This window comes from Gardnerella phocaeensis (assembly GCF_048545075.1).
Classification (GTDB): domain Bacteria; phylum Actinomycetota; class Actinomycetes; order Actinomycetales; family Bifidobacteriaceae; genus Bifidobacterium; species Bifidobacterium vaginale_J.
The window spans coordinates 1-25,033 of sequence record NZ_JBKQXS010000001.1; the positions used below are offsets into that span (position 1 = coordinate 1).

Annotated in this window: 19 protein-coding genes and 1 tRNA gene; 10 read left to right on the forward strand and 10 right to left on the reverse strand. The window is 38.9% G+C overall.

Going from position 1 to position 25,033, the window contains the following annotated elements; genetic code table 11:
- Positions 1-396: 396 nt before the first annotated feature.
- Entirely contained in the window at positions 397-1,971 is a 1,575-nt protein-coding gene (dnaA, locus tag ACJV2T_RS00005; protein WP_415687381.1) for a chromosomal replication initiator protein DnaA, read from the reverse strand.
- Positions 1,972-2,398: 427 nt separating this feature from the next.
- Between dnaA and rpmH the strand changes: the two genes are divergently transcribed.
- From rpmH to ACJV2T_RS00045, 8 genes are all read left to right on the forward strand, one after another.
- Positions 2,399-2,533, forward strand: coding sequence for a 50S ribosomal protein L34 (gene rpmH / locus ACJV2T_RS00010; protein ID WP_004106067.1), 135 nt, complete (start codon positions 2,399-2,401; stop codon positions 2,531-2,533).
- A gap of 21 nt (positions 2,534-2,554) precedes the next feature.
- Entirely contained in the window at positions 2,555-3,052 is a 498-nt protein-coding gene (gene rnpA, locus ACJV2T_RS00015) for a ribonuclease P protein component (protein ID WP_033888537.1), read from the forward strand.
- A 38-nt stretch (positions 3,053-3,090) separates the two neighbouring features.
- Complete coding sequence (gene yidD / locus ACJV2T_RS00020) at positions 3,091-3,411, forward strand: membrane protein insertion efficiency factor YidD (protein ID WP_004119706.1); 321 nt, start codon at positions 3,091-3,093, stop codon at positions 3,409-3,411.
- Entirely contained in the window at positions 3,411-4,424 is a 1,014-nt protein-coding gene (yidC, locus tag ACJV2T_RS00025; protein ID WP_415687061.1) for a membrane protein insertase YidC, read from the forward strand. The genes yidD and yidC overlap by 1 nt, the downstream gene beginning before the upstream one ends.
- A gap of 136 nt (positions 4,425-4,560) precedes the next feature.
- Positions 4,561-5,115 carry a Jag family protein gene (locus ACJV2T_RS00030; RefSeq protein WP_391496119.1) on the forward strand — a complete coding sequence of 185 codons (555 nt, stop codon included), beginning with the start codon at positions 4,561-4,563 and terminating at the stop codon, positions 5,113-5,115.
- A 139-nt stretch (positions 5,116-5,254) separates the two neighbouring features.
- Entirely contained in the window at positions 5,255-5,965 is a 711-nt protein-coding gene (gene rsmG, locus ACJV2T_RS00035) for a 16S rRNA (guanine(527)-N(7))-methyltransferase RsmG (protein WP_391496120.1), read from the forward strand.
- Positions 5,966-6,855: 890 nt separating this feature from the next.
- On the forward strand, positions 6,856-7,827 hold the full coding sequence (locus ACJV2T_RS00040; RefSeq protein WP_415688957.1) for a ParA family protein: 972 nt from the start codon (positions 6,856-6,858) through the stop codon (positions 7,825-7,827).
- On the forward strand, positions 7,827-9,179 hold the full coding sequence (locus ACJV2T_RS00045) for a ParB/RepB/Spo0J family partition protein (protein WP_419398797.1): 1,353 nt from the start codon (positions 7,827-7,829) through the stop codon (positions 9,177-9,179). Before ACJV2T_RS00040 ends, ACJV2T_RS00045 begins: the two co-directional genes overlap by 1 nt.
- 122 nt (positions 9,180-9,301) lie before the next feature.
- On the opposite strand, the gene trxB is transcribed toward ACJV2T_RS00045, so the two are convergent.
- The 5 genes from trxB to ACJV2T_RS00070 form a co-directional block, all read right to left on the reverse strand.
- Positions 9,302-10,243, reverse strand: coding sequence for a thioredoxin-disulfide reductase (gene trxB, locus ACJV2T_RS00050; protein WP_415683161.1), 942 nt, complete (start codon positions 10,241-10,243; stop codon positions 9,302-9,304).
- A 35-nt stretch (positions 10,244-10,278) separates the two neighbouring features.
- The gene (locus ACJV2T_RS00055) at positions 10,279-12,498 is read right to left on the reverse strand and encodes a protein kinase family protein (protein ID WP_419398798.1); all 2,220 of its coding nucleotides are present in this window, start codon (positions 12,496-12,498) and stop codon (positions 10,279-10,281) included.
- A 166-nt stretch (positions 12,499-12,664) separates the two neighbouring features.
- Positions 12,665-14,461 (reverse strand): murein biosynthesis integral membrane protein MurJ, encoded by a 1,797-nt coding sequence (murJ, locus tag ACJV2T_RS00060; protein WP_419398799.1) that lies wholly within the window; start codon positions 14,459-14,461, stop codon positions 12,665-12,667.
- Complete coding sequence (locus tag ACJV2T_RS00065) at positions 14,458-16,881, reverse strand: DUF6049 family protein (protein WP_419399072.1); 2,424 nt, start codon at positions 16,879-16,881, stop codon at positions 14,458-14,460. The genes murJ and ACJV2T_RS00065 overlap by 4 nt, the downstream gene beginning before the upstream one ends.
- Positions 16,832-17,608 (reverse strand): NUDIX hydrolase, encoded by a 777-nt coding sequence (locus ACJV2T_RS00070; protein ID WP_419399073.1) that lies wholly within the window; start codon positions 17,606-17,608, stop codon positions 16,832-16,834. Before ACJV2T_RS00070 ends, ACJV2T_RS00065 begins: the two co-directional genes overlap by 50 nt.
- Positions 17,609-17,650: 42 nt before the next feature.
- Between ACJV2T_RS00070 and ACJV2T_RS00075 the strand changes: the two genes are divergently transcribed.
- Entirely contained in the window at positions 17,651-19,123 is a 1,473-nt protein-coding gene (locus ACJV2T_RS00075; protein WP_415683164.1) for a CCA tRNA nucleotidyltransferase, read from the forward strand.
- A 58-nt stretch (positions 19,124-19,181) separates the two neighbouring features.
- Here ACJV2T_RS00075 and ACJV2T_RS00080 read toward each other — a convergent pair whose 3' ends face one another.
- The 4 genes from ACJV2T_RS00080 to ACJV2T_RS00095 all read right to left on the reverse strand — a co-directional run bounded on the left by ACJV2T_RS00080 (position 19,182) and on the right by ACJV2T_RS00095 (position 22,898).
- Positions 19,182-19,808: a LytR C-terminal domain-containing protein gene (locus tag ACJV2T_RS00080; RefSeq protein WP_415687065.1), complete on the reverse strand. Its 627-nt coding sequence runs from the start codon at positions 19,806-19,808 to the stop codon at positions 19,182-19,184.
- Positions 19,809-19,937: 129 nt separating this feature from the next.
- Positions 19,938-20,834, reverse strand: a complete 897-nt coding sequence (gene rsmA / locus ACJV2T_RS00085; protein WP_419399074.1) for a 16S rRNA (adenine(1518)-N(6)/adenine(1519)-N(6))-dimethyltransferase RsmA — start codon at positions 20,832-20,834, stop codon at positions 19,938-19,940.
- A gap of 54 nt (positions 20,835-20,888) precedes the next feature.
- Positions 20,889-22,376 carry an aggregation-promoting factor C-terminal-like domain-containing protein gene (locus tag ACJV2T_RS00090; protein ID WP_415683166.1) on the reverse strand — a complete coding sequence of 496 codons (1,488 nt, stop codon included), beginning with the start codon at positions 22,374-22,376 and terminating at the stop codon, positions 20,889-20,891.
- A gap of 445 nt (positions 22,377-22,821) precedes the next feature.
- Positions 22,822-22,898 (reverse strand) — tRNA-Thr (locus ACJV2T_RS00095).
- Between the two features lie 165 nt (positions 22,899-23,063).
- Between ACJV2T_RS00095 and ACJV2T_RS00100 the strand changes: the two genes are divergently transcribed.
- Positions 23,064-24,923 (forward strand): serine/threonine-protein kinase, encoded by a 1,860-nt coding sequence (locus ACJV2T_RS00100; RefSeq protein ID WP_419398800.1) that lies wholly within the window; start codon positions 23,064-23,066, stop codon positions 24,921-24,923.
- Positions 24,924-25,033 lie beyond the last annotated feature (110 nt).

Sequence of the window (25,033 nt, forward strand, 5' to 3'; positions counted from 1 at the left end):
CTCCAGGATGCGTTTGCATACAAAAAGACTCTTAGATTTCTACAGTGCTTGTTCATTTATTATCTATCTTATTTAATGAGATATAAATAAATGTAGTAATAAAGACTGTGTATATGTGGAAAAGTGATTAAAAACCGCTTGGAAAAAGACTTATTAACATTTAAAAGCTGTGGATAATGTCAGAATAACAATGTGTATAAGTAGCCAACTTATCCACAGTTTTTTCTATTTTCTAAAGTTTCCACATTTTTAAATGCCTTATAAACAAGTTACTAACATTTTTAAGCGGCGTTTTCCACGAGTTATGCTCAGCTTTTACCCACATTTGTTATTAAGTATGTGGATAACTTTTTTTAAACTTTTAAACAATTCTTCATAAATATGTGGAAAAGAAGATTATTTTCTACGATCAGCAGGATTTTGCTTTAAGCGAACAGTTAATTCCATAACGTAGTTATAAATTTCTTGTTTTTCTTGCATCTCGCCACTTACACGAGTGTAAGCATGCATAACTGTAGTATGATCTCTACCGCCAAAAACTTCGCCAATATCAACCAAACTCATGCTTGTCATCTCTCTTGCAAGATACATTGCAATTTGACGAGCAAGAGCAACATTCTTTGTGCGCTGTCGTCCAACAAGTTCATCGAAAGTCATGTGGAAATATTGAGCTACCTGACTAATGATGTCAGTTGGACGAACTTCAATATCTGTAGCAAAGAAATCTTGTAATGCTTGTTCAGCTAAAGCTTTACTAACAGGCTGATTGCTTAAAGATGCTACAGCAGTAACGCGCGTCAATGCACCTTCAAGTTCACGAATATTTTCTGTAAAACGTTCAGCAATTAAATCAAGTACGTCACTTGGGACATTACAGTGATTCATTGATGCCATCATTCTAAGAATTGCAATACGCGTTTCCAAATCTGGCGGTTTAATATCAACCGTAAGACCTGATTCAAATCTGGAAATTAAGCGCGCTTCAAAGCCCTTAAGATTTTTTGGAGCAACATCTGAAGCTATAACTATTCGCTTATTTGCTTGGTATAAAGAATTAAAAGTATGGAAGAATTGTTCAAGCGTTGCTTCTTTTCCACCAAGGAATTGAATATCGTCAATAAGAAGAACATCTACTTCGCGATATCGCCTATTAAAATCAGCAATTTGACCTTGACTTTGATTTGGCGTTTGAAGAGCTTCAATAAATTCATTAGTAAATTCCTCACTTGTTACATAACGAACTTTAAGTGAAGAATCTTTTACCAAAGCATAATTGCCAATTGCGTTAAGCAAATGAGTTTTACCAAGGCCGGAACCGCCGTAAATACATAAAGGATTAAAATCTCTTCCTGAACCCTCTGCAACTGCTAAAGCTACAGTTCTTGCAAAACGATTTGAGTCTCCAGGCACAAAAGTATCAAAAGTTGCGCACGTGTTTAAATGTGTAATTGCATCGCGCTGAACAGAAACAGGCATTTTTTGCTGTGCAACTTGTTCATTAGAAATATCAGTTTGTTTAAGAGTAGATATTCCAGTTGCATGATCAAAATCTGGTTGTACAGGAGATACATCATTCGCTGTAACCGATGGCAAATCAGTAGATGCTGAAACTGAAATATTATCAACAGGCAAAACTGTATTATCAGTTACTACTTTATTTAAATTCGTATTGTTCTGCGCTTGATTAGATAAAGAATTTGAAGAACTTTGTGCAGCTTTTTCCTGATATTCAGATTGAGGAACAATCCTAAAAGCAGGAAACATATCTTTACCAGTGCAAATCTTTAATGCTGTAAGTAGAGGAGAATTTAATTCATTTTGCAAAGCTTGTTGCGTTTCAGCATTAGATACACACAAAACAATGGTTGTACCAAAGATTGCTTCTGGTTTAACGCCTTCAAACCAACCTTTATCGCGCGCAGTTAAAAGGGCATTATGCTGTAAAACAGTAAGCGTATTAGACCATACCAAAGCAGCTTGCGATGTAGGATCGCCTAATGTATCAGCCATTTCACCCCCAAACTTGCATTTAGCGCATGTAATAATGCTGATTCTGTTTACGCGCGCACGTGTGTAATAAGTATCAGTAAGATATGTTTACTCTGACCCTACGAAGTTATCCACAGTCTAGCGTGTTGAAATTGTTTAATTGTGAATAACATGTGTGTAATTTGTGGATAAGTTTAAAGCTGAGATTTGGCTATTTTTCAACGATTCTGCATGTACAATAAATTGTAATAGAAATGTGAATAAATCATTTTTATTTATATCTTACTATGTTGATTCTTTAATAAGAAAATGTGGAGTTTTGAGCATTGGTGAGGGGTAATAGTATTTTGGTATAGCTTGACTCATACGGGGCCATGCTTTTGCATGGCTGAATACAGGAGCATTAGTTATGAAGAGGACATTTCAGCCGAATAATCGTCGTCGTCACATGAAGCACGGCTTCCGCGTTCGCATGCGTACGCGTGCAGGTCGCGCAGTAATCAATCGTCGTCGTGCCAAGGGCCGCAAGTCACTGTCTGCCTGAGTTAAGGTAGCGTCGTAAGGCATGGAAAGGCTGAAAAGCCACCGTGATTTTGTTGCGGTGCTAAAAAAACGGCGCAAGGTGAGTTCCCGGGATATCGTCGCGCATTACATTATGCGTGACGATATAGCCGTGCAGAGCACACTTAACGAAGATAGAAGTGCAAGTTTAGATTATATTGCCACGGGTTTTGAAAGTGATACTCCCGCGGCATTTTCTGATACCTTCTTACATGATCAAAAATTTGAACATGTAAAGAGGCTAGGTCTTGCTGTATCTAAATCAGTGGGGAAAGCTGTAGTTCGCAATAAGGTAAAAAGACGTCTACGAGTAATCGCAAAAAATTATGAATCTTTATTACCTGCAGGTTGTGATGTGGTGCTAAGAGCAAAACCTTCTGCAGCTCAATCTTCATTTGATTCGTTACAATGCCAGATACAAAAGCTTTTTGGCAAAATTAGTGCAGATTTATGTTCTACACAAAATTGCAAAATGCATGAGAATAATCAGAATCAAGGATAATTGAAATATATTATTTTGAGTAAATGGTGGTTATTGTCATGCGTAGTAAAAAAAGTTTAAGCTCTAAGTTTGTAATTAGTGCAATTAGATGGTATCAGCGCACGATTTCTGCAAATAGACCAGCTTGCTGTAGATACTATCCTACGTGTTCGCGTTATGCTATTGAAGCAATTGCTAGATACGGCACGTTTAGAGGTGGTATTCTTGCATTATTACGCCTTCTACGCTGTAGACCTTGGACAAGCTGCAGTATTGATGATGTACCCCGCAAATATTCGATTTTTTACAGATGTGCTTGGTCTAAGGCACATGAAGAGCCACGGCTAACTCCCTTGGCTGAAGAAGACAAGGAAAACTAATGTTTAATCAAGATAACTTCATACTTGATAATGGATTCTTTGGATGGTTTTATAAAATCTTGACGCCAGTTGAGTGGCTTATGACTCAAATTATGTCATTATTCCACAAGTTATTAACTTTTCTTGGAATGAATGAAGTTGGCTTCTCTTGGGTTTTTTCCATCGTATTCTTGGTATTAGTTGTGCATGCGTGCATTTTCCCTGCATTTATTAAAAGCATTAAAGGCATGCGCAAAATGCAAGCTATTGCGCCTAAGATTAAGAAAATACAGCAAAAATATAAAGGTAAAAATGACCCTGCAAGTAAAGAAGCTATGCAGCGTGAAATGATGAAGCTTTATCAAGATAATAAAGCTAATCCTGCTGGCTCGTGCTTGCCTATGATGATTCAGGGTCCTGCATTTATGAGTATTTGGTATACGCTTTCCGTTATTCCTTTTATTGCTCGTGGCAAGCATGCAGCTCTTGGTGCCTTTGACATTGCAACAGCACAGCAATTCGTTAAGACTCGCGTATTTGGGGTTGGTGTTGCAGATACTTTTATGACAACTGCTGGCGCAGGTAAAATTGTCATAGTTATGTTTGTTGTGCTTATGTGTGCTGCAATGTGGTACATGCAATTCAATAATATTCGTAAGAATCTTCCGCCTGAGTCTAAGCAGGGTAGCCAATATACTGTACAAAAGCTTATGATGTGGGGATTCCCGTTGATTTACGTTTTCTCTGCATTTGCTATGCCTTTTGCAATGTTGGTGTACTGGTTAGTAAACAACGTTATAAATATGCTGCGTTCAATTTGGCAGGTTTACGCATTCCCAACTCCTGGATCTCCTGCAGCTGAAGAAAAAGAAAAGCGTGACTATAAAAAAGAAACTGATCGTCGTGAGCGCGAAGGTTTGCCTTCTATTGAAGAAGAGAATCTTCAAAAAGCTCGTGAGGAAGCTGAGCGTAGAGAGATTGAAGGATTCCAACGCAAGCAGCCACAACGTAAGCGTAAGGCGGCAAAGCGCTAATATTTAGATACATTTTGCGGATATATAAAGTCATTTTTATGACTTGAAAATAAGTTAGTAACTTGGCTTTATTATCCGCTAAACTAGACTTCAGAAATTTGTAAAACGTGAATTTTCTCACGATAAGGAGTAATTAATGGTACAAGATGAGAAGAGGACGGTTGATCAACTCAATGAAGAAGCTGATATTGCCGCAGATTATTTAGAAGGCTTACTTGATATTGCTGATTATGAGGGTGATATTGAGATGGGTGTGCGCAATAATCGCCCAATGATTCAGATTGTTGCAGATGATGACACTGATATTAAGAATTTAATTGGTCGCAATGGTGAGGTTGTCGACGCTTTGCAACAATTGAGCCGTCTTGCTGTTCAGCAAAAAACTGGTGATCGTTCGCATCTTATAGTTGATGTAGATGGATTCTTGAAGCGTAAACGCCAACATTTGCGCGATATTGCTTTAGATGCTGTTGATGATGTGCGTGAAACTGGTGAACCTGTGAATTTGAAGCCAATGAATTCTTTTGAACGCAAAGTTGTGCATGATACTGTGCGTGACGAAGGTTTGCGTTCCCGTTCACATGGTGAAGAACCACACCGCTATGTAACTGTTTACATGCCTTCAGTTGCTTCTGAAGATGAAAATATTGACGAAATTAACGATGTAGACGGCGAATATTCTGAAGAATAATTGATTCTTATTTAATTGGTTCTTTTCGAAGGAAAAGAGAAATAAAATGAAAAAGTAACACAATGAAACAAAAAATGTTTTGTTGTGTTACTTTTTATTTATTGTTTATTATATTTCTTTTATTTGTTTTGGGGAAAATATGGAAGCTAGTTTAGATAAAAAATATGAGGAAGATACGCAAAAAGTAGCGGACGAATTAGAAGGATCCCCATTGCTAAGTGAAGTTTTAGGTGAAGCATTAGAAAAGTGCGAGCTGTTTCACGTGAAACTTCAGCAAGAGGGATTAGTAAGAGGTCTTATCGGTCCTAGAGATATGAATATTCTTTGGGAAAGACATATATTAAATTCTGCAGCAGTTGTTCCTTTTATTAAAGAAGCAATAGTCGGTAGAAAAAATAAAAGAGTTGCAGATGTAGGCAGTGGCGGCGGTTTTCCTGGTCTAGTTTTAGCTGCGTGCTTACCTGATTATGACGTTACTTTGATTGAACCTATGGAGCGTCGTGTTGACTGGTTGCGTGAGTGCGTTGCTCTTATGAAATTAAAAAATGTTACTATATTTCATGGCAGATCAGATGAAGTTATTGACAAAATTAAGTCACACGAAATTCCAGCGTTTGATGTAGTAACATGCAGAGCTGTAGCTCCTATGACGAAATTAGCTGGATGGACTATTCCTCTATTGAATAAGCATGGGAAATTAATAGCATTAAAAGGTAAATCTGCTCAAGCAGAAGTAGAAAAAGCTGTAAAAATGATTCGAAAAGCTGGTGGAACAAATCCTCGCATTCTTGAAGCACCAGTTGCATCTGGTTTGCAGCCGACTACAGTCGTATTAATAGATAAAGCCTAATTTTTTAATTAAAATTTGTGTTTAAGCAAGTTTTCGTTTAATGTGGCGCGAGTTTATGTTTAATGTGGCGCGAGTTCATATCTAATGTGGCGCGAGTTTTGGGGGATTTCTTTCCTCGCACGTCCCGTCCTTCAGTCGCTCTGGCTGCTAAAAGAGTTTAGTGTGTTCGTCTTTCTTTAAGAATGTTGCTCCATCAGTCCTCTTTTAGTGCTCGTAAAGAAATCCCCCAAACTCTGCGTGTTTAATCGTTAATAACCGTGCCCATCGCAGAGATTTTTCGATTTTTCTTCTTCGCTTGGCGAATCAGCAGCCTGCGGCTCTGACGTTCGCCTCGCTCAGTGCGAAAAATCTCAAATCTCACCACACGAATATTCGTGCAACTAAAGTTGCGCAATTAAGCTGCGGGTGGGTGCGTGGTTTGTGTGCTTTGTGTGGTGTGTGCAGCAGCACTAATGATAGTGTTCGCTAATCAACAGGAATCAGCGTCTGCAGAGAATTAATGCTAAAGTTCGCTAATCAATAAATAATCGCCGTTAGCAAAGCATTACTGCAAAGCTACATAATCGACGTTAGCAAAGCACTGGTGCAAAGCTACAAAACCACTTTTCGCAGAAGCAATACTGCAAAGCTTCATACGCTACGTTTGCAAAGCATTGGTGCAAAGCTTCATGTGCAACGTTAGCAGAGGATTGGTGCAAAGCTACAGAAACGTGCAAGATTCAATCAGTGCGAAAAATCGAAAAATATGTAGTTAGTTATGGAATAAGGTGTTGATGTTTCATGTGAAACATCAAAAAATTTGTGCTTTTTATGTCCATAGAAACGACGAAACTTAAAACACGATATTTTTATTTTAAGAGTTTCGTATATTTAATTGGGGGTGATACATCGTGGAATCAGCTGCTGAAACGATTCAACGAATTTTTGGAGATTCAAAATCCTCCCTAGGTATTGAATTGGCAGATTTGACATCTCGTTTTCATTCCATTGAACAGGCGAAATATCCTAAGCCTAAGCAAACGCGTTTTATTGCTGTTGCTAATCAAAAAGGTGGAGTAGGAAAAACAAGTTCTGCTGTAAATCTTGCTGCAGCTATGGCTGTGAGTGGATCAAAAGTACTTCTTATTGATATGGATCCACAGGGAAATGCGTCGACTGCATTAAATGCTCCTCATGCTTCTGGTGATTTGTCAGTTTACGATGTTCTTGAAGGGCGAAAAAGTATCGCTGAAGTAAAACATGCTTGCCCAGATATTGAGGGACTTGATGTTGTTCCAGCATCTATTGATTTAAGTGGTGCTGAATTAGAGCTTGCAGATATGGATAATCGTAATAATCTGTTAAAGAATGCCTTGCAACAATATCTTGATAACAGCAACGAACACTATGATTATGTTTTTATCGATTGTCCCCCGTCGCTTGGCTTATTAGTTATTAATGCAATGTGTGCTGCACGTGAAATGCTTATACCAATTCAAGCTGAGTATTATGCTCTTGAAGGTTTAGGACAACTTATAAGAACTATTGGTTTAGTCCAGCAACATTACAATCCAATTTTAGTTGTTTCTACAATGCTTGTTACTATGTTTGACAAGCGAACTTTATTAGGTAGAGAAGTTTTCCAAGAAGTTAAAAAACATTATCCAAATATCGTGCTTGAGACTACGATTCCTCGTACTGTGAAAATACCTGAAGCGCCAAGCTTTAATCAAAGTGTTATTACTTATGATCCACATGGATCAGGAGCGATTTCTTATCGCGAAGCTGCGTTAGAAATTGCGAAGAGATCTAAGACGGTATTATCTGTTATTGCAGCAAAGCAAGATGCTAATCGACAAGAACAACAACAGGAGAATAAATAATGAGTGGAAATAAGTCTCGCCTGGGTAAAGGTTTAGGCGCTTTGTTCCCAGCTTTGCCTGGCGAGGATGCGCTTGCCGATGCATCTAATAATTTGCAATTTAATGTTTCACATGAAACACAAAAATCCGAATCTGTGGATGGTCAGCTAGAAAAACAAGCAAAAGTTTCACGTGAAACGTTAAATAAAGATAATAATCAATCAAAAAATGTTTCACATGAAACAAAGGTCCCTAGTATGAGCAATTCAATTGCTCCTCACGCGGATAAGAATAATAACAAAATAAAGAATGTTTCACGTGAAACCGTGCCGTCAATTAATACTAACAAGCATTCTCATAAACGCTCAACTATGCCATCTCTTGGAGATGTCACTAGACCTATGGATTTCTTTTTTGGAGATTCAGCATCAACGACATTTATGTCGTCTAAGACAAAGAATAATGAAGAAACCGTTATTGGTGAAAAAAATAACGCTGCTGAAAAATCAAATAAAACCGCAGAAAATGAGCCTTTGAAGCCAGTAAAAGGTGGGTATTTTGCTTATCTTAAGCCGCTAGATATTGTTCCAAATGCACACCAACCTCGAACAATTTTTGATGAGGATGAGCTGCGAGAACTTGCGTCATCTATTAAAGAAGTTGGCGTTTTACAGCCTATAGTTGTGCGACCTATTGTTGATGCAGATAAAAATGATGAACAAATTGCACATTATGAACTTATTATGGGTGAGAGAAGATGGCGTGCTTCTCAGCTAGCTGAACTTGATACAGTTCCAGCGATTGTGCGCACAACTGCTGATGAAAATATGTTAAGAGATGCATTGCTTGAAAATCTTCATCGCGTTGCTCTTAATCCTCTTGAAGAAGCTGCAGCATATTCTCAGATGATAGATGATTTTGGTTTAACACAGATTCAGCTTTCTCAGTCTGTATCAAAATCACGCCCACAAATTGCCAATACTTTGAGGCTTCTTAATCTTCCTGCTAGCGTGCAAAAACATGTCGCCTCAGGCGTGCTTTCTGCAGGTCACGCACGAGCACTACTTGGCTTGGAAAATCCAGAAGATATGGAAAGTCTAGCTAAGCGCATTATTGCAGAAGGATTGTCGGTTCGTAGTACCGAAGAGATTGTTTCGTTAAAGAATGAAGATACATCTAATGGAGTAGTGCGTACGCGCGTGCGTCGCAATAATCAATGGTCTTCTTCGCCTGTGCGCAAGCAGCTTGAGGAGCATTTTGCTACCAAAGTTTCTATTAAAGGCACAGAAAATCATGGAAGAATCGAGATTGTCTTTTCTTCTCCTGAAGAAATGCAACGAATTATTGGTTTACTTGTTTCTAAAAAAGAATAGTAGTTTTAATAAAAACGTGTGACATTTGTCTACAATATAATAGCTTAGACTGTAATGTCACACGTGAATTTAATTGTATTTATGCTTTTACTTTTAGTAAGCCTTTGTGTAATAAGTAAGATTTAAGCGTATTTTTCGTTAAGATAAGTTTGAGCATCAAGAGCTGCTCTGCATCCCATTCCTGCTGCAGAAATTGCTTGACGATACATGTTGTCGACAACATCTCCAGCAGCAAAAACGCCTTCAACAGAAGTGCGAGTAGTTGCGCCATCAACAACAATCGTTCCATCTTCATTAAGATTTAATTGGCCGTTTAAGAACTTTGTTGCAGGAGTGTGACCAATTGCCACAAACAATCCGGCTGACTCAACTTCTTGAGTTTCTCCCGTAATAACATTGCGAACAGTAAGTGAAGTAGCCTCTACATCATTGCCGTGCACTTCATCTACAACACTATTTGTAATAAATTTGATTTTTTCGTTCTCTTTTGCTCTGTCAACCATAATCTTTGAAGCGCGGAACTCATTTCTGCGGTGGATTAAAGTAACAGAAGAACCAAATCGCGTGAGGAATAATGCTTCTTCAAAAGCAGAATCTCCTCCACCAACTACAGTAATAGGTTTTCCGCGGAAGAAGAAGCCGTCACAAGTTGCACAATAAGATACACCTCTGCCGGAGTACTCTAGTTCTCCTGGAACGCCCAATTTGCGCACTTGCGAGCCCGTAGAGACGATAACTGCGTCAGACTCATAAGTTATACCGTCGTCGGTAGTAACGAGCTTTACGGTGCCTTTAAAGTCTACAGAAGTAACATCGTTCAGCAATACTTCTGCGCCAAATTTTTCAGCTTGCTTTTGCATAGATTCCATTAAGTCAGGACCTAAAATACCTTCTGGGAATCCTGGATAATTTTCTACTTCTGTTGTATTCATCAATTGACCGCCTGGAGTAAGAGCTCCAGCAATAACAAGTGGCTTGTATCCAGCGCGACCCAAATATATTGCAGCAGTGTATCCTGCAGGTCCAGATCCAATTATGATAACTTTTCGAAGCTTATTTTCCATTACTTATTTCCTTAAAAGCATTTGTTATAAGAGATTCAGTACAGTTTTACAGAATTGATGTACAAACTGTTCTTAGGCATACTATCTTTTGGAACCCAGAGCATGAAATCTTGAGATTTTACAACCTTCTTAAGCTTTACGTCTGTTGTTCCACTTTCGTCGAACGTAAATTCTGCTACTTGAGTTCCCTTAGTTGGATCATTCTTAGTATTTGCCAACAAATATGCGTGACCGCCAGAGGAACGTATCGAAACAACGAAGCGATACACAGTTTGTGGTTCGGTTAAGTGAATATAGTATCCGTATCCAACTTGATTAGCTGGGAAGCTTAAGAATTGATAACGATCAGCTTCGTAAGCAATGTTATTAGTAGGAATTTTAGGCTTAGGCACAGGTTTTACTTGCTTACGACCCATATTTTTCTTAGCAGGTTGCTTTTCTTGAGGAAGAATACCTTGGCTGCCAAACGGAACATTTTCTTGACTAGTGCTATCCCATGAGCCGTTGTTTCCGAAGTTATCTGCACTTTCATGATTTCCAAATAAACCATGTAAAGCTAAGGCTAATCCAGCTACAAGAAGCAATGAAACAGTTCCGATAGCAATAACTTTGGTTGAAAGACCCCACCAAATCTTAGCATCTGCAATAGTGTTGTTATTTTGCGTACTCTGCTTTTGTTTGTGCAAAGTAGCAGATTGTTCCAGAGGCTGGAAACTTGGCGGCAAAGAAGGTGATCCATTTTCTTGACTATCGTCGTCTTGATCACTGTTTATTTCGTCTCTAAGCGCTCTTGCTGATTCCTCTCCAGGAGCTACAAATCTTCCGTGAGAATCAACAACAGGAACACGACCAGTAGATTCGCCTTCTGAAGTTAAGTTTTGCGGTCTTGACATTAATTCTGTGTGCTGATTATTTTCAGTAAGAAGATGACTAAAATCAAAACTGCTAACTACGCCTGTTTCACTAATAGTATTTTTGGCAATTTGATTTCTTGTATTTTCAGCGTGATCAAAAATATTTTTAGATGTAGCAGTATCAGGAAAATGCTTATATGATGCAGACAATGTTGGGAAAATAGCATCGTCTGTATCGAGTTCTGTAGGAGCTAGAATGCTAGCCATTTCTGCTGCTGCAATATCATGAAAATCTATATCTGTATTGGTGTTACTTTCGTCGCTAAAATTATCGTTGTCACCGTTTTCAGAATTTGAGTTAGTATTGCTTCTTTTAAGAAGAGATCCTAATGTTCTTCCAGCATTTTTGAAACTATTACTTAATTTAGCGGATCCATTTGTATTGTTTGAAATAGTGTTGGCTGAATTAGTTGAAGAAAAATCGTTAGAATCCTGATTATTTCTTTGCATTAATTGTGCATCGAATTCTTCTTCACTTTGTGAAAGACCTTCAGGCAAAGGTAGTATAAAATCATCTTTTGCTTCGCGAAGTCGAACATTGCTAATAGAAGCAGCACTTGTTTTACTATCAAGCACAATATCTTTTGTTGTGAGCTTAGATAAAGGCGTGTATGAACCTAATAATGCTACTAATTCTGCAATAGATGCCATAGGTATTACGTTGTTATTTTTATTTGGAGCTAGGCTTCTTGTGCAAATCATCCTAAATTCTGAAGGAGTATTATCTGGCAAAAGAGACGCATCGAAACGAGCTTGTATTCGAGAAGAAGTTCTAGTAATCAAAGTGTATAACAATGATGCAAGTTGCCTAGTTGCAATATGTTCAACATTTTGCCTTGGAATTTGATCATCATCTTTTTGAGTTACATCTTCCAAAAGAGGACTTACTGGAGTATCTGCTAACTCAATTCCTGAAGAACTTATGCGAACAGTGTCACTAGAAATAGCGTGATGAGTAATATTGCTAGCAAGTAATCTGCTTAAAGCTTGTGCAGTTTCTGCAACAATAGTTCTTATTGCTTCGTAACTTAAAGGTGCTTTTTTAAGAGCCAAATAATCATTGATAGTAACACCGCGATCTAAAGCTGTAACAATAATTGCAACAGAATCATGATGCTGTAACTGAAGCACTTGCGTAAACTTGCGGCTATGCGATAAAGCCAAAGTTGATGCAATTGTATTTACTTGCGGCAAAAAACGTGAATCTCGTACAATAAAAAGCTGGCAATCCTGCGTAAGTATGCGGTCATTGGCTTGCCATACTTGCAAGCCTGCTTCGTTGCGCAAAAGCGATACTAATACGTATCGATTTAGTACAATATCTCCTAACCGAGGTTCCATTTGTTCCTCATCTTCCTACGCATGTGCAATAAGTAATTTGACATTTTTTACTAACACATAATTGTACTTGTGAGCCGTCATGTTATGTACAGCATTTTGCTGTTATTGAAATAATTTCCCAAATAATCACATATTTTAAGGAAAAGCTCAATATGAAACTAAGCTCTTAGAAGTTTTTGCCGTTAGAAGAATCATCATATTTTGCATCGGATTGTATTCTACGCGGAACTCTAAGATTTTTCTGTTCGTTATGTGATTGATTTCTTGCAGTTTCTTCAAAAATTTTAGCAAGAGGAACAAGAGCAGGAATCTTTTGGGCAAGCTTACTAATTATTGGAGCAGACAAATCTACAAGTTCTCTGGTCTTCAAAAGTAAGAGTGCTGACAGATAAATAACAGCAATAATAATTGTTATTATTGCGCAAATAAGTATTGCGTATATCCACCTTAACGCTCCATGCATGTGTGGAGAAGTAAAGTTTAAAACGTGCAATAATGGTTTACTTATTAAGAGGCCAACAATAATAGATACTATTGAAGCAATGATAATTTTTATATGCGCAATTATAAGATTTCGATCATCTAAATTATTGTTGAAACGATTCCGAAGCATGTGAACAAGCGCAGGGAAAGTCAAGAAGTAACTTATTGAAACTGACGAGCCTAAAGCCGTAACCCAATAAGTAGGCGGCAGTACATTAATGCAACAGACAAATGCAAAAAGCTCAGTAAGAAGTTGCGCTGCTGCGAAAATAAAAGGACTTTTACCGTCTTCAAAAGCAAAGAATGTGCGTTGGATGATCAAATAGCTACTAGTTAAAGGCAAGCCAAAAGCTAGCATCATTAAAGGTGCAGACATAAGGTTTGCTTCTTGAACGCTTATTGATGGTATTAAAGCTAACGAAATAGGTGTTGGAATAACAATAAAAACGACTGTAAAGAAGCACATAATTATGCTTACGTGCCTAAGTGCTTCACTTAAGTCATTGCGCGCGCCATTTAGATCGTGAGATGCAATAGAGCGTGAAATTTTAGGAAAAATTGCTGTTGCAACAGATACTGCAACTAAAGAGTATGGCAATAGGAACATTGTGTAAGCGTTTTGATAAGTAGCATTACCTGCTACTTCAAACTGGTCTAAGCCTAAACGTTTTTCGGCAACAAATGGGACGCTTGTTGTTATATGCGTAGTAATCATTACAACTATTTGTGTAACAATAACAATGCCCATGCTCCATGCAGCAACAGGACCCATCGATCTTAAGCCGATATCTCGTATGCCAAAACTTGGTTTGTAGTGTATTCCGCATTTCATAAGAGGTAGGAATAACACTAAAGCTTGTGCTGCTACGCCAATAGTCCAGAATCCTGCAGTGAGCAAAAGAGTATTGCCATTCCAAAAACTTAATGGCATCCTATTTGCTTTACCAAAGATGATGATAAAAACGCCAAAACCTAAGCAGCTAATAATATTTGCTGCAACTGAACTCCACGCGTACATAGCAAAATGTTCTTTTGCTGCCAAAACTTGCCCAAGTACCGTATAAATGCCGTAAAAGAAAATTTGAGGCATGCACCACAAAGTAAATGAACAAGTTAATGTTTGCATTTCTGCGCTTCCGCCGGCGTATAGCATAGTGAGCACAGGCGTTGCTATAGACATAAGAACTGTTAGCGCGAGAAGCAGAAGAATTGCAAATGTAATAAGTTTATTTAAGCGTTCCTCGGCATTTTTCTTTTCGAGAGTGCGAACAATTTGAGGTACTAATACAGCGTTGAAAATTCCACCTGAAACAAGCGTATATATTAGCTGTGGAATCATAGAGCCAGCTTGATATGCGTTTGCTGCCAAACCTGTTGTTCCAATGGCTGCTGCTAATAAGATAGTACGTATTTGACCTGTAATGCGCGATGCGGCTGTTCCGCTAGCCATAATTACAGAATTTCGACCTACTGAACTCATTCGTCTGGATCCTTTTTACGGTGGAATTGCCTCCAAAGGCCAAGAAGACCAAGAATGAAAGCAAATACTATAATAATCGTACCGCTTTTATCACTAATTTGCAGTGTACTAGTAATAAGCGTGCTCTGTTCTTTTGAAAATGCTCGATGCTGATTGTCTTCAAGCACAAAAGTAGCTTTTGTGTGAATTGATGTAGTGATTCTCAACGGTAAAGTTACTTGAGTTTCGCTATTAGCTGGAATTCTTACTAAAGTTTTACGACGCGTAACAATTTCCATAGCATGAGTATTTGCAGATAAATATACTTGCACAGGGTAAGAGTATGTGTTGCTTATCGTAATAGGCATGCTTGCTGTTTCGCTTACGGCAGTAATATCATGCGGTGGGATTATGCGGATTCCATTCATCAGCGTATTTGCAAAATTCTTAGCATTATTTTTACCTATACAAGATTTGTTATTTTGCTTGCTGTGTGCAGTAGTTTTGCTTGAATCTTGCTGCTCGATTGTATTATTTGTAAATTCATGCAAAGAAATATCGTCGTATAAGCGTAATAAATACTTTTCTAAGTCTTTTATGTTAATAAGTTTTTTTGTTTTGGCTGTTTGCTTTGCAAGTGCTTGAGCGTCACCTTCAGTATTATGAGGATGCTTAGCGGCACTATAGTCGAGAATATTCTTAGTAAAACGTAAAACGTTTTTCCTTGAATGTGACAAATCGTTTAGGCAAGAGCGTCTTGTTTTAGTAATATTCGCGCTTATAGAGCTGTTGCGAGATATTTCACGCATTATGGAATTTTTCTTCCAGTCAGGCAAGGCGTCTTGCTTCACATTTGCCATTGTTTGCAAGTCGCTTAGTGACAACCAAGGAGATTGTTCTAATGCGCTCATAACAGCATCAATATTTGAATTAGATGCATTATTTGAAAAAGTAATAAGAATATGCCTATCAACGTACGGCTGTTCCATTTGGTAGAACGCGCTTTGTGCCACTAAACGATTAATGCGCCCAGCCTGAGTTTGTTCGCTTGTTGCGCTATCGCTTGTAGGTTTTCCATTTGCTAAAAGAGTGAGCACTGACTGAGGTGACAAAACTCGCACATTCCCTGCGGGCGTATCTATATCGTATATTCCATTTCTAACAGCAAACTTTGAAGCATTATTGTCAAATTCATCTGTTGCAATAACAGTTTCATATCCATTACGTTTAGCTTGCTCTAGCGCATGAATAGTCCACTTGCCGTATGTTTGCCATGCATAAGCTTTATTTAAATTATGATTAGCTGAGTCTGTTTGTTTTGAATTATTTGCTTTAGTAGTATTTTTTTGCAATTGCGAATTTTTTGCAGACCATTTTTCTCTAGTAATTCCTGCCGATTTGTATAAATCGTCATTATTGTCGTCTGCATAAGCGCTGATATCAAAACCAGATTGTTGCATATAAGCGCTTGGTTTGAGTGTTAAATGAGACGCTTGTATTGTGCTTAAATCTGCAATTGTTTGTAATTTTGAGTGTTTATTTGCTAAATCAGCCTTCTCAATAATGTTGTGAATACTATCTTTGTCGGCTCTAAGTAGCGTTTCTAAATGATCGCTAGGCTGAATGTTATTAGCTTTAAAATTGCGTAAATCGTTTTGTGTACGAATTAATACTGGCATAAGAGCAGTAAGTTTCATCGCTGGTAAATTAGCTGAGTGCATGCCAACATTTGCTCTTGTCAAAAAAGAATGTATTGATTTGTATTTTGAATAATTTTGTGAGAAATACGTAATTTTTAATGGTTTTGGGCCCCAATTCAGGATGGACCGTAATTCTTGTTTATCTGCGGGTATGTTAAAGCTAAGAGTGCACGTGTGACCGGAAGCTAAACTTGGAGTTTTTATGGAATCTAAAATTTGGGGAGTCGGTATAAGAGATTCCTCTTGCGCCCAATTTTGCACGTCCGTGCGCGAAACAAAAGTGTAATTGGAATTTATAGAAAGTTGTAAAGTGCCTTCTGGAAGTGCAGTTTTTACGGCTTTTAGTGTTGCAGTAAGGTGGTATCCGCTTTCATCTGTCACTACAGGCGTTGCTTGAGTTATATCTATTTCAATGCCCTTGTTATTCGGATTCTCATACGTAGATTGTTTTTTATTTTGCCTTGCAGAAGTTTTGTCAGATAAATCTGCTTTTTTCGTGTCTGCATATGCGTAATTTACTAATCCTGCATATTTTGCTGTTGGAAAAGCAAAAATCGTTGCAAATACTACGAATAATATAAAAATAAAACGCGCAGAAATTAAGCAAGTACGTAACGTAATTCGTAATAAAGAAAATACGTACGAAAGTGACTTCTGCTTTAGAGCAGTAGACGCATTTGTGGCCTGATGTTTACGCGTGAGTTTCTTCACTGTTAGACCGCCTATGTGCTTTTTTGGCATAAAGCCATGCAATTTTACGTTCATTTGGATAGCTTAATATTGCATTAAGTTCTTTAAAATTCACCCATATTGCATCTTCTGCTTCGTGATCAGGATCTCCTAATACAGATAAGTCGCCACTTACGTAACGTAACGCAAAATGGTGCACTAGCTTGTGTACTCTATGCGTTGTGCCTGTAAACCAATAGTCAATTGTGGCAATCGAATCTACTACTTCGCCGACTATACCCGTTTCCTCATGAATTTCGCGAACTGCTGTTTCTTGAGGTGTTTCACCTTTTTCTATATGTCCTTTTGGTAGACACCATTCAAGGTGTCCACTTCTTGAATGACGAGCAATAATTGCGACACGCCCGAGAGAGTCAAATACTAAACCACCTGCGGAATATTCTCGAATAATTGGCAAGTCTTGCGCGTCTAAAGAAGCAAAAGTTGTAGGAGTATCTGCCTGTCTGCGTGGTGGCATAAGTGCTGGAGATACGCCTGAGAAAGAAGATGTTTTTTGAAGATTATCTTCCGGCGATTCTGAGTCTTGCGTAGTGCTGTCAGCCTTAGAAAACAGCGGAATATCAACAACATTTTGTTCTTCGCAACTGTCTTGCTGGCAAGACTTTTTTCTATGCATTTTAGCTAAATCAAGTGGCGTAATAACAGGAGCAGCTTGATTTTGGGCATGATTATCCGCAAGCTTGGCGAGCGTACGTCGTAAGTCTGCAGGAGTAATCATATAGTCAACATTACTCAATCCGCTGTGCATTGGGGTAACGGTATGCTGGAATATAGATTGATTTTTGCTGAAAGGGTGTCGGTAAGGGTGACTGAGAACTTCGAAGTTTGGCCTGAAGCTATAGAGTTGGGGCGACTTTTTGCTGAGCGTCATTATGAACTTGCATTAGTTGGTGGTCCTGTAAGAGATATGCTACTGCATCGCGTGTCGCATGATCTTGATTTTTGTACATCAGCTCGGCCTGAAGAGTTTGAACCTATTTTGCGTCGCTGGGGACATGATGGTTTTTGGGATATGGGTCGTAAATTTGGCACGTTGGGAGCTATGCGTCGGCGTGCGGATGGTACTGAAGTAAAAGTTGAAATTACTACATACCGTTCTGATGTGTACGATCCAGATTCTCGTAAACCTGAAGTGCAATACGGTGATACTTTAGAAGGTGATCTTTCTAGGCGTGATTTTACTGTCAACGCAATGGCGTTGCGCGTGCCAGATTTAGAGTTTGTAGATCCTTTTGGCGGTGCGAGTGATTTAGCTAAAGGCGTGTTGCGAACGCCGGTTGATCCTCGTCAATCTTTTGATGACGATCCTCTGCGTATGATGCGTGCAGTTCGTTTTGTTGCGCAACTTGGGTTTAGTATCGAAGCAAATACTGCTGAAGCGATTGTAGACATGGCAGATAGGTTAGATATTGTTTCTGCTGAAAGAATTCGCGACGAAATTACTAAAATGTTGCTTTCTGACAGGCCTCGTAAAGGATTAGAAGCTCTTGTCGAATCTGGTATAGCTCAGCGTGTTCTTCCGGAGATTCCAGCTTTACAGCTTGAAATTGACGAGCACCATCGTCATAAGGACGTTTTTGAACATACAATGATGGTTCTTGAGCGCGCTATTGCTTTGGAAACAGATCAAGAAGGTCCAGTGCCATCTCCGGATTTAACATTGCGTCTAGCTGCTTTATTGCATGACATTGGTAAGCCAAAAACTCGAAAATTTGAAGATGGAGGGAAAGTTAGTTTCCACCATCATGATGTTGTTGGCGCAAAAATGACTCGTAAACGTTTGAAAGCATTGCATTTTGATCATCATCTTATCGACGATGTTACTGAATTGGTGAATTTGCATTTGCGTTTTCATGGCTATGTTGATGAACCGTGGACTGATTCTGCAGTTCGTCGTTACGTAAAAGATTCAGGGCATCTGTATGAGCGGTTGAATCGACTTACTAGAGCAGACGCAACCACTCAGAATCGTCGCAAATCGTTAATGTTTGAACATGCGATGGACGAAATGGAAGAGCGCGTAAAAGAGCTTAAAAAGCAGGAAGATTTTAACGCTATTAGACCTGATGTAGACGGTAACGAAATAATGCAATTATTGCATTTGCAACCAGGTCCAATAGTTGGTGAGGCTTATAAGCATATGCTTGATTATCGTCTCGATAATGGTCCGGTAGATCATGATATTGCTGTAGAAGAATTACAGCGATGGTATGAAGAAACGTGCAAAAAGTAAAAGTCTACTCGTTTAAATAAAAAGTAGCAGTAAAATATTTTATACTGCTACTATTTTTTTATCTAACTTCCTTATGCTGAATTGCCTTAGGAATGTTTTTCATAAGGTCAGCTCTTATGCATCCTTGCACTTCATGTATTGCTGCGCCTGCTGCTGGAACATCTACTTTAGGGCGAAGATTATTAAAAGTAGAGCCAAGCACAATATCGACGAGTTTATCTTGCCTATCGTCCATTCGCATAATTGCATCGGCAAAATTAGCGCTTACTGTATAAGCTTCGTTAATAGCGTTCTTCCCAAAGTAAATAACTGTTCGTTTGATATTGCTTGATTTGTTATTGTTAACTTCTGTTAAGTTAAATCCGCGAGCATTTAAAGCTTCGCCAACAGCGCGAGCAAAACCGCGGAACTTTGTGCCGTTTAGAACTCTGATTGTCACAGCTCTATTATCTACGTAAGGGGCTTTGGCTCCTTCTTTTCCTATTATTGCGCATGGAGCTGGAACGCCGTAATTTGGGTTATCTTTTGGAGCGCGCACAGAATTTATGCCAAAAGCGTGGAATTGCACGAGTAAAGCAAATATAAAAATTACGCCTAAGCCTACGCTCACTGTAGTGAGTACAGATCTTTTTCTTTGATACATGAAAGCTTTACGAGCAATACGTTCGTCGTATTCTTGCGTCATGTTCACTTCCGATCTGTGGTTTATAACTTTGTTAGCAGCAAGTTTACACAAGCTGCAGAATATACGTAATATTTCATTGCGTAATATTTTATTTTGCATATTTATTCAACAAATAAATATGCGTTTCATTTATAATTTACAATCTTTGCATGCGCGATATAAAGCAATAAATTCATCGCAAGTAAGCGTCTCGCCGCGTCTAGTTGGGTCAATTCCAGAATTTTTATATGCTTCTTCTGGAACTTGATTTTTAAGAGCTGCGTGCAATGTCTTACGTCGTTGCTGGAAAGCTGCATCAATTAAAGCGAATACTCCCTCACGCTCATTGTTGTCACCTTTGCTTGTGCAATCGCGAGTAAAAGAAACTAATGCTGAATCAACGTTTGGCGCTGGCCAAAACACATTACGACCGATAAGCCCTGCGCGTTGTGCTTTTCCATACCATGCCAACTTAACACTTGGTGTGCCATATACTTTATTCCCAGGTTGTGCGCATAAACGATCTGCTACCTCTTTTTGAACCATAACTAGAAAATTCTGTAAGTTGCTAAATTTTTCTAGCAAAGTAAGAATAATAGGCGTCGCAACGTTGTATGGCAGGTTTGCAACAAGAGTAAATTTTTTAGCCCGTGCAATCTGTGGAACATCATCGGCATTTACTGTCAAAGCATCTTTTAGAATGACGTTAAATTTTTGCATTGCTTTAGGCATAAATTCTTCTACAGTATGCGGCAATCGTCGAGCTAGCGGAGGGTCTATTTCTACTGCAGTAAGCTGTGCTCCTGTTTGCAATATTGCAAGAGTAAGAGAACCAAGACCAGGTCCTACTTCCATAACAGTATCGTCAGGTTTAACTTCAGCTGCTGCTACTATTTTTCGCACTGTACCAGGATCAATAACGAAATTTTGACCGAACTTTTTGGTAGGAGTAATGCCTTCTTCTGCAGCGATACGTCTAATATCTGCTGCGCCTAAAAGCTGACCTTCATTTTCAATGCTGATTTCTGTCAAAGTTTTACCATCCAAATTTCGTAACAATTAACCCGTTGCGCCAAAGTGCGTAAAACACGCTGTTGTCTTTTAATACCAACCAATTTCGCGCGAATGTTTTACTGCTCCGCTAGGTGTTTTGTATCTGCCTTTAATGTAACTTATACCCCAGCTAATTTGTATTGCGGCATCTTCATGCCAATTAGCTCCTGCGCTGCTCATCTTATCTCCAGGAAGAGCTTGAGGAATGCCATAAGCGTGTGAGCTAGGATTTTCTGCGTTCCATCTCCATCCAGATTCCCTATTCCATAGCCATAAAAGATCTTCCCATTCTTTGCCGGTCCAACCCATTTGCGCAGCTGCGCCTTGAGCAAATAATTTAGCTTGTTCTGGAGTAGCATGTACGAGGCTATCGGGATTAGAGCTTGGTGCTGGTGCAGGTGGATTAGCAGCAGGTGCAGGAGCAGCAGATGTGGTTTGTTGTTGAGTTTGTGATGCTTGTGCGCCATTGTTGCTAGCAGTATTTTTCACATTGCTACTGTTCTGATCTTTATTTTGAGCCTGATTCTGCGTTTTATTCTGGTTTTGTTGAGTTTGCTGTTGGCTGTTTTTCTTTTCTTGTTTTGTAGATTGCTCAGCATCCTGCTTTTTTGGTTGAGATTTTGTTTGCTGCTTGGATTGTTTTGGCTTTTGTGTATTCGTATTATTTTTGTGAACTGGCGCAGGAGCAGCCTTACCTACAGCAATAACTTGATTAACTGCAGGCTTTACCAAATTTTGCGAAACTAGGGTTGCGCTTTCTGCTTTTCCATCTACGTACGTAACGTTATAAACATCTTCGCGCTCGCCATTCACGCCGGCTTGTTGTATGACGCGAGAATTTGCTGGAAGTTTAGGATCTACTACAGTTTGCGTGGCAAAAGGTAGCGAAACTGTACGAGTTTCTTTGCCATGAGTAACTCGAGAAATACGTAAAATAGTATTTCCATCATCTTCTTCTACGCTTACGCGATCTTCCTTGCCAAGCACTATACCTTGAGAATCAAGAATTGCACTCGCAGGTAAGTCTCCATTTTGCACAACGCGTGTCTTACCGTCAGCAACAACGCTAATTGGGCCTTTTTTATTAATTGATAAGCCGCAAGTTAGTTTATCGTAAATATTTTGCAAATTTACTGTAATTCGTGAAGCGTTTTTAGCATTAGCTTTAAAAAAGCCGATTAATTGATCGACGCTAGTTGCAACAGTCCAAAACGGTATAGTTACTCCATCTACGGTGATAGAAGTTTGATAAGCACTGCGAACTGTTACAGTAGAATGGTTTGTGAGAATATCTCCAGAAGAAGAAATAACTTGATCGTGAGTTTTTACTGGAACGTGTTGTTCTTCTAATAAGCGTATTGGATTTGTTGAATAAGTGCTTACAATGCGCGTTTTTCCATTTACGACCATTGCAACAGATTTTTTAGCTGTAAATATAAATAAGCTTGTTGCTGTGAGTGATATAGATAAAACGCAGGCAATTATTCTCGCACGACGCATTACTATTAATCGTCTAGGCGTCCATCGACGTGCCATACAATCACTCCTTCGCAATAACGCTAACTTTTCTATTATACCTTCAATATTGCATTCAAAATTGAGTGCAAAACAAAATAAAAGTGGGGGCGGGAGAGAAGGGGATATTCCCGCCCCCTATGAGGTGGAGCTGGTTGGGGGACGCTCCACTCTCACCTCGGAAACCCTGAGTTGGGGGAAGGTTTCCGAGTTCTTACTCGCGAAAAGTTTTGTTATAAAGATGATTATGTGTGCAGATATAGATTTGTTATTTTCATAATACGCCATAATTTGGCACTGTATATGAAAAGTAGAAATTTTTTCTATTTTGAATAGTTAATTAGCTGCTATCCCCTCTGCTTTAATCATTTCACGTCATTATATGTGATACGAAAGATAACAAAACTGTAGTTTTGAAATTGAGAATAGAAAATAACAAACACTCACGAAATGAGCATAATAAAAATGGAGCCTCCTGCCGGGATCGAACCGGCGACCTGCCGCTTACAAGGCGGCCGCTCTGGCCATCTGAGCTAAGGAGGCGATGTTTTCTAATCGGCATAACGAATCATGCTAAGTAGAACAATTGATTAGTGTACCATATGCCACGTCATTACAAAATTACGGCGATGTTGAATATAGAAACGGCGTGTTTTTTGTTTCGTATATTTGCGTATTTGGCAATATAAGGCATTAACATAATGCAGTATGGAAGATACAAGCATGTTCGATTTGCAACCAGGGAATAATGTAGGCGGATACACGCTTATTTCTAGGCTTGGCGGCGGCGCAATGGGGTCAGTTTGGCGTGTTAATGACGACGGCGGCAATCAATATGCTATGAAAATATTACGTGCTTCTGTTAATGCAAAACAGAGTGAAGAAGAGGATTCTGAGCAGGAACGTGCTCGAATGCGTTTAAAACGTGAAGCTTTGGCTTTGCAGAGGATTCATCATCCAGGTGTTTGCGCGATAGTGGATATGGAATTAGATGCTTCAATCGCTTTTATTGTGACAGAGTTGATTGAAGGACATAATTTGCGCGAAGACGTGGATGAGAATGGGCCTTATATTGCAGATGATTTAGAGCGCCTTGCGCATAAGCTTATTGAAGCTGTTAAGGCTGTTCATGAAGCAGGTATTGTTCATCGCGATATTAAACCAACTAATGTAATGATTTCTGCTACTGGACCAGTATTAGTAGATTTTGGTATTGCGATGGGTGAAGGTGAAAGCCATGTTACTCGCACGGGATTAGTGATGGGCACTCCTGGTTTTATTGCTCCAGAAATTATTGAAGGCGGAGATTCAGATGAACTTACAGATTGGTGGTCTGTTGCCGCTGTGCTTGCATTTGCAGCTACAGGTAAGCCTGTTTTTGGCATAAAGCCTATGATGGCTGTTTTGGAGCGTGCTGCTTCAGGAAATGCAGATTTAACGGGGTTGCCTCCTAGAACAATGGCTGCTTTCCGTAAAGCTTTGAACCCGATTCGAGAGCAGCGTTGTATGCCATCTGATTTAGAAAATGCAATTAGTCAAGATGCTATGGATCCTTTAGCTTGGCCGGAGATGAATCGCCCTTTTGATCGTAACGCCACTAATGTAACTATGCGTGAAATGTGGCGTGCAACAAACCGTGAAACAATCCGTGAAACAAAAGAAAAAACTGCTATACTAACAAATTCTCCTGCCTGCGATGCAGCTGGTACAGTTGGTGCAGATAGCATATCAAATCTTAATTCTGATGAAGAAGCGCCTACCGTAACTGTTCGTTCTACTACTGTTATGCCGCATTCATTAGATAGTGAAGACGATAAAACGTCTTATGTGGATGAAAAAACACGAATTAATGCGTTAAAAGACGTAGATTTTCAGAATATACAGAACGACAATTCAAACAATTCGCGCATTGCACAATCTTCAAAACTTATTCATCCTTCTGATAGCACTTTTGATAATGGCAATATTGAAAATGAAGCAGGCGATTCTCTACACGTTAAAAGTGACGAAGTACCTTCTGCCAATCGTGTTCTTAATCAACATGATTATGCGCGTAGAGGAACATGGATATTACTGATTTGTGTAATTTTTCATTTAGCTATTGCTTGCTTAAGTATTCTCGATTCCATTGGTTTTGCAATGGTTTTTATGTGGATTAGTGCAACATCCGGTTACAGTATTTCATCAAGCTTTAGAAGAATGCAACTTAACGATGGGATAATTCCTCGACACGATTCTGTAGTGCGTGTTGCAACTTTGCCATGGCATATTATTCGAGGATTCGTTTACATGCTTCCACGAGTTATAGCTATTGTGATTTCCGGAGGTATTGGAGCTGTTATATATCCATTTTTCTGTGGTGATAATCCTGAATTACTTTCTATAGATGTTGGATCCTTGCGTATTCTTTTGCCAGCTTACTCACCTAATATTTTTTCAAATACTGCATTTGGATATGCTCTAGGATTTATGGTTGCATGGGTTGTTTTTGCTGTAGTTAAGTGGACTACAAAATTCCGTTTAGGATTAGGTGCGTTATTTTATTCTGAAAAATCATTTGAAAAATAAAAAATAAAAATAGTACGATGCGTAATGTTTATTTTCCGTTGATGCCATCTACTAAACTGTGGTGAAGTTATTATTTTATTAACAAGAATGCTGCTAGGAGCTAGTCTTAG

Bases quoted from the DNA above. Each gene is read 5' to 3' on its own strand.
- rpmH (WP_004106067.1), top strand. From the start codon at position 2,399: ATGAAGAGGACATTTCAGCCGAATAATCGTCGTCGTCACATGAAGCAC.
- rnpA (WP_033888537.1), top strand. From the start codon at position 2,555: ATGGAAAGGCTGAAAAGCCACCGTGATTTTGTTGCGGTGCTAAAAAAA.
- yidD (WP_004119706.1), top strand. From the start codon at position 3,091: ATGCGTAGTAAAAAAAGTTTAAGCTCTAAGTTTGTAATTAGTGCAATT.
- yidC (WP_415687061.1), top strand. From the start codon at position 3,411: ATGTTTAATCAAGATAACTTCATACTTGATAATGGATTCTTTGGATGG.
- ACJV2T_RS00030 (WP_391496119.1), top strand. From the start codon at position 4,561: ATGGTACAAGATGAGAAGAGGACGGTTGATCAACTCAATGAAGAAGCT.
- rsmG (WP_391496120.1), top strand. From the start codon at position 5,255: ATGGAAGCTAGTTTAGATAAAAAATATGAGGAAGATACGCAAAAAGTA.
- ACJV2T_RS00045 (WP_419398797.1), top strand. From the start codon at position 7,827: ATGAGTGGAAATAAGTCTCGCCTGGGTAAAGGTTTAGGCGCTTTGTTC.
- trxB (WP_415683161.1), bottom strand. From the start codon at position 10,243: ATGGAAAATAAGCTTCGAAAAGTTATCATAATTGGATCTGGACCTGCA.
- ACJV2T_RS00055 (WP_419398798.1), bottom strand. From the start codon at position 12,498: ATGGAACCTCGGTTAGGAGATATTGTACTAAATCGATACGTATTAGTA.
- murJ (WP_419398799.1), bottom strand. From the start codon at position 14,461: ATGAGTTCAGTAGGTCGAAATTCTGTAATTATGGCTAGCGGAACAGCC.
- ACJV2T_RS00065 (WP_419399072.1), bottom strand. From the start codon at position 16,881: ATGCCAAAAAAGCACATAGGCGGTCTAACAGTGAAGAAACTCACGCGT.
- ACJV2T_RS00070 (WP_419399073.1), bottom strand. From the start codon at position 17,608: ATGATTACTCCTGCAGACTTACGACGTACGCTCGCCAAGCTTGCGGAT.
- ACJV2T_RS00075 (WP_415683164.1), top strand. From the start codon at position 17,651: ATGCTGGAATATAGATTGATTTTTGCTGAAAGGGTGTCGGTAAGGGTG.
- ACJV2T_RS00080 (WP_415687065.1), bottom strand. From the start codon at position 19,808: ATGACGCAAGAATACGACGAACGTATTGCTCGTAAAGCTTTCATGTAT.
- ACJV2T_RS00090 (WP_415683166.1), bottom strand. From the start codon at position 22,376: ATGGCACGTCGATGGACGCCTAGACGATTAATAGTAATGCGTCGTGCG.
- ACJV2T_RS00100 (WP_419398800.1), top strand. From the start codon at position 23,064: ATGGAAGATACAAGCATGTTCGATTTGCAACCAGGGAATAATGTAGGC.